At 69.1% G+C, this 4793-nt stretch carries 1 protein-coding gene; it reads right to left on the reverse strand.

Going from position 1 to position 4793, the window contains the following annotated elements; genetic code table 11:
- Positions 1-4793, reverse strand: a 4793-nt coding sequence (locus tag ACSDR0_RS49405; protein WP_435295926.1) for an SDR family NAD(P)-dependent oxidoreductase, incomplete at both ends; no start/stop codon positions are given.

Raw genomic sequence — 4793 nt, forward strand, 5'->3', positions numbered from 1 at the left:
CGCATCCGACAACCGCTCCAACACCAGCAACCCGACACCCTCCGCCCAACCGGTACCATCAGCCCCCGCCGCGAACGGACGACACCGCCCGTCAGCCGACAATGCCCGCTGACGGGAGAATTCAATGAAGTTGCCGGGTGTGGCCATGACCGCGACGCCGCCTGCGAGGGCCATGTCGCATTCGCCTTGGCGGAGCGAACTGGCGGCCAGGTGCAGCGCCACCAAAGACGACGAGCACGCCGTGTCTACCGTCACCGCCGGCCCCTCCAACCCGAACGTGTACGACACCCGGCCCGACGCCACACTCCCCGCGCTACCGTTGAACAGGTAGCCTTCGAACTCCTTGGCAGGGAGGTTCGGCCGCGATCCGTAGTCGTTGTACATGACTCCGGCGAACACCCCCGTCCGCGTTCCACGCACCGACACCGGATCGATCCCCGCCCGCTCGAACGCCTCCCACGCCGTCTCCAGCAACAACCGCTGCTGCGGATCCATCGCCTGAGCCTCACGCGGAGAGATCCCGAAGAACCCGGCATCGAACTCAGCCGCGTCATGCAGGAAACCGCCGCTTCGCGTAGTGGACTTGCCGACAGCGTCCGGGTTCGGGTCGAACAGGTTGTCCAGGTCCCACCCTCGGTTGTCGGGGAAGCCGGACACCATGTCGCGGCCGTCCACCACGACCTTCCACAGGTCGTCCGGTGTCGCGATGCCGCCCGGATAGCGGCAGCCGATACCGACGATGGCGATGGGGTCGGAGTCCGTCACGGCGGCGGCCACGACGGTACCTGCGGCGTCCGCGGCCTCGGAGATGAGGCTGCCGAGGTAGGCGACGACCTCGGTGGGAGACGGGTGGTCGAAGACCAGAGTGGTGGGGAGCCTCAGCCCGGTCGCCGCGGTGAGCCGGTTACGCAACTCCACAGCGGTCAACGAGTCGAACCCCAGCTCCTGGAACGCTCGATCCACCGCGACACCGGCCGGATCCGAATGCCCCAGCACACTGGCCACCTGCACACGCACCAGATCCACCAGCGCCTGCGTGCGATCTTCCGGTGCGAGTTCGGCCATCCGGTCCGCCAGAGACGAGGTGGCCGCCGGTGTCCTGCGCTGGCGAGCGCCAGCGGGGACGAGTTCGGAGAGAACGACGGGCAGATCTTCGGACCGGGCCCGCAGTACAGAGGTGTCGAGGGTGGTGACGGCCAGGACGGGTTCGGTGGTGGAGGTCGCGAGGTCGAAAGCGCGCATGGCGTCCTCGACGGTCAACGCGACCATGCCGTTACGGGCCAGCCGCCGACGGTCGACCTCCGACATGGCGCCGGCCATGCCGCCGGACTCGTCCCACAGACCCCAGGCAAGGGAGGTCGCGGGCAGCCCCAGCGCACGCCGGTGCTGCGCCAGCGCGTCCAGATAGGTGTTACCCGCAGCGTAGTTCCCCTGCCCTGCCGTACCCAGCACACCGGCGACCGACGAATACAGCACGAACGCCGTCAACTCACGGTCACGGGTCAGCTCATGCAGGTTCCAGGCCGCGTCGGCCTTAGGACGCAGAACCCGCTCGACCTGCTCATCCGTCAAGGAACCGATCACCCCGTCATCCAGCACACCGGCCGCATGAACGACCGCCGTCACCGGATGTTCGGCCAGCACCACTCGCAACGCCGCATGGTCGGCGGCGTCACACGCGACCAGGGACACGGCCGCGCCCAGCTCCGTCAATTCGGCGCCGAGCTCCCTCGCCCCTGGAGCCTCAGAACCACGGCGGCTCAGCAACACCAGCTCACGGACACCGTGCTCGACCACCAGATGCCGGGCCAGCACCGCCCCCAGACCACCGGTACCACCGGTGATCAACACTGGGCCATGGCCCCACACAGGCGAAACCCCCACCTGCGGCGCCAAGCGAACCAGCCTCGGCACGAATGCCTCACCCGCACGGACCGCGACCTGGGGCTCGCCCGAAGCCACCACCCGCGCCAGCAATCCATCCGACAGATCCTCATCGGAGTCCACCAGAACGAACCGGCCCGGGTTCTCGGACTGCGCCGAACGCACCAGCCCCCACACACCGGATGCGCCCAGCCCCGGCAGCTCCTCATCCCCTACACCGACCGCGCGCCGTGTGACGACCACCATCGGCGAGCCCGCGGGGTGCTCTTCGGCGAGCCATGCCTGAAGCTTTCGCAGGCCCCATTTGGTGACGGCCGTCACGGTATGAGGCAGCTCACCGAACCCGTCCAGGACGGTCCAATCGGTGATCTCCGCGCTGCGCGGCAACGTGGCGGGCTTCGTCCAGGTCAGTTTGAGCAGGTCCGCGCCCGCCGTCCGCAGCGCGTCGCGGGACAGCGGCCGGAAGGCCAGCGCGTCGGCCGCGGCGACCGGGGCTCCGGTGGCGTCCGCGACCAGCAGCGACACCGTGTCCGTTCCGACTTCCGCCAGTCGCACCCGCAGCCGGGTCGCGCCCGTCTGGAACACGCGCACACCCGACCATGAGAACGGCAGCAGGAGACGGCGGCCCCCATTGGTGGTAGCGGGCAACGCGCCGTGCAGAGCGGCGTCCAGTAGGGCCGGATGCACCGCGAACGATTCGGCGGACGCCTGCTCGTCCTCCGTGAGGGCGACCTCGGCGTAGATCGCGTCCCGGCCACGCCAGACCCGGCGAAGCCCCTGGAACACGGGCCCGTAGCCGTAACCGTCGTCCAGCAGGCGGCCGTAGACATCGTCGATCGGAACCTCGGACGCTCCGGCCGGGGGCCAGACCCCCAGAGCCTCCGGTTCCTCGTGCTGATCGGGCGTCAGCGAACCGGAGGCATGGCGCTGCCAGGCCGTTTCCTCATCCGTGTCGGGCCGGGAGAACACCTCGACCTTCCGAAGGCCCGATTCCTCAGTCCCGCCGACCACGACCTGGATGTGCACCCCACCGCTCTCGGGCACCAGCAGCGGTGCCTCCAACGTGAGGTCCTCGACGCGTCGCCAACCCACCTGCTGCCCGGCCCTCAGTGCCAGCTCCACCAACGCCGTGCCCGGGACCAGTACCGAGCCGAACACCGCATGGTCGGCCAGCCAGGGATGTGTGTCGAGCGCGACCCTGCCGGTCAGCACAACCGAGCCGCTGCCGGCGACTTCGACGACACCGGCGAGCAGCGGGTGTCCCGCGCCCATCAATCCCAGTCCGGACGCGTCAACCGGTCCGGCCGTGCCGGTCGACCAGTAGTGGCTCCGTTGGAAGGGGTAGGTGGGGAGATCGGTCCAGCGCGGGTCGGTGCCCTCGAACGCCTGGGCCCAGTCCACCGGCAGGCCCTGAACATGCAACTCGGCCAGAGAGGCCAGGACCTGGTCCATACCTCCCATGTCGCGACGCAGGGTGCCGGTGACCGCGGCGTTCTCGGCGACTTCCTCGATCGCCATCGTCAGCACCGGATGGGCACTGCACTCGACGAAGTACCCGAACCCCCTACCGGCCAGTGTTTCGACCGTGTGGGCGAACTGGACCGGCCTCCGCAGATTCCGGTACCAGTACCCCGCGTCCAACTCGGAGGTGTCCAGCCAATCACCGGTCACCGTGGAGAAGAACGGCACCTCCCCCGTCCTCGGGACGATCCCCTCCAGCACCCGCAGCAACTCCGCCTCGATCCGCTCGACCTGGGGTGAGTGCGAGGCGTAGTCCACCGGAACCTGACGGACCCGGACCCCGTCGGCAGCACACGCGGCCTGGAACTCCTGGACCGCGGTGACTTCTCCGGCGACCACCGTGGCGGTGAGACCGTTGACCACCGCCACCGACAACAGGCCCGCCCACGCCTTCGACCGCTCCTCGACCTGGTCGACGGGCAGCGCCACCGACAGCATCGTCCCCTGCCCTGCCAGCCGCCGCGCGATCAGCTGGGAGCGCAGTGCCACGACCTTCGCGCCGTCTCCCAACGACAACGCGCCGGCCACGACCGCCGCGGCGATCTCGCCCTGGGAGTGACCCACCACCGCCGCCGGCTCGACCCCGAAGGAGCGCCACAGCCCGGCAAGTGACACCATCACCGCCCACAGGACCGGCTGCACGACATCGACCCGCTCCAGCGATCCCTCATCGGGATCACGAAGCACCTCGACCAGCGGCCAATCCACATACGGCTCCAGCGCGGCGGCACATTCGGCGATCCTCGCGGCGAACACCGGCGAAGAGTCCAGCAGATGGGTGGCCATTCCCACCCACTGCGACCCCTGGCCGGGGAAGACCATCACAACCTCGCCCAGGTCCGCCGCGACCGGACCCGCCTCGATCCCCGTCAGACCATCGATCAGTTCTTGACGATCCCGTCCGACGACCACCGCACGGCGGGCCAACGACCCACGCCCCGTCGCCAGCGACCACCCCATGTCCAGCTCACGCACACCCTCATACGCCAGCAGATCGACCAACCGGCCCGCCAGCTCCCGCAACGCCTCCTCATCACTCGCGCTCAACACCAACGGCACCGCGCTGCCAGAGGTGACCTCCGCGGGAGCGGAAGCCTGCTCGACAGACTCGGGAGACTGCTCGACGATCACGTGGGCGTTGGTGCCGGACACGCCGAACGACGACACCCCCACCCGGCGCGGCCGTCCCGTCTCAGGCCACGACCGGGCCTCGGTCAGCAACTCCACCGACCCCGCCGACCAGTCCACATGCGGGCTGGGCTCATCGATGTGCAGCGACTTGGGCAGAACGCCGTGCCGCATCGCCTCGACCATCTTGATCACACCACCCACACCGGCAGCGGCCTGCGTGTGCCCGATATTGGACTTCAACGACCCCAGCCACAACG

Source organism: Streptosporangium sp. G11 (assembly GCF_051192615.1).
Taxonomy (GTDB): Bacteria; Actinomycetota; Actinomycetes; order Streptosporangiales; family Streptosporangiaceae; genus Streptosporangium.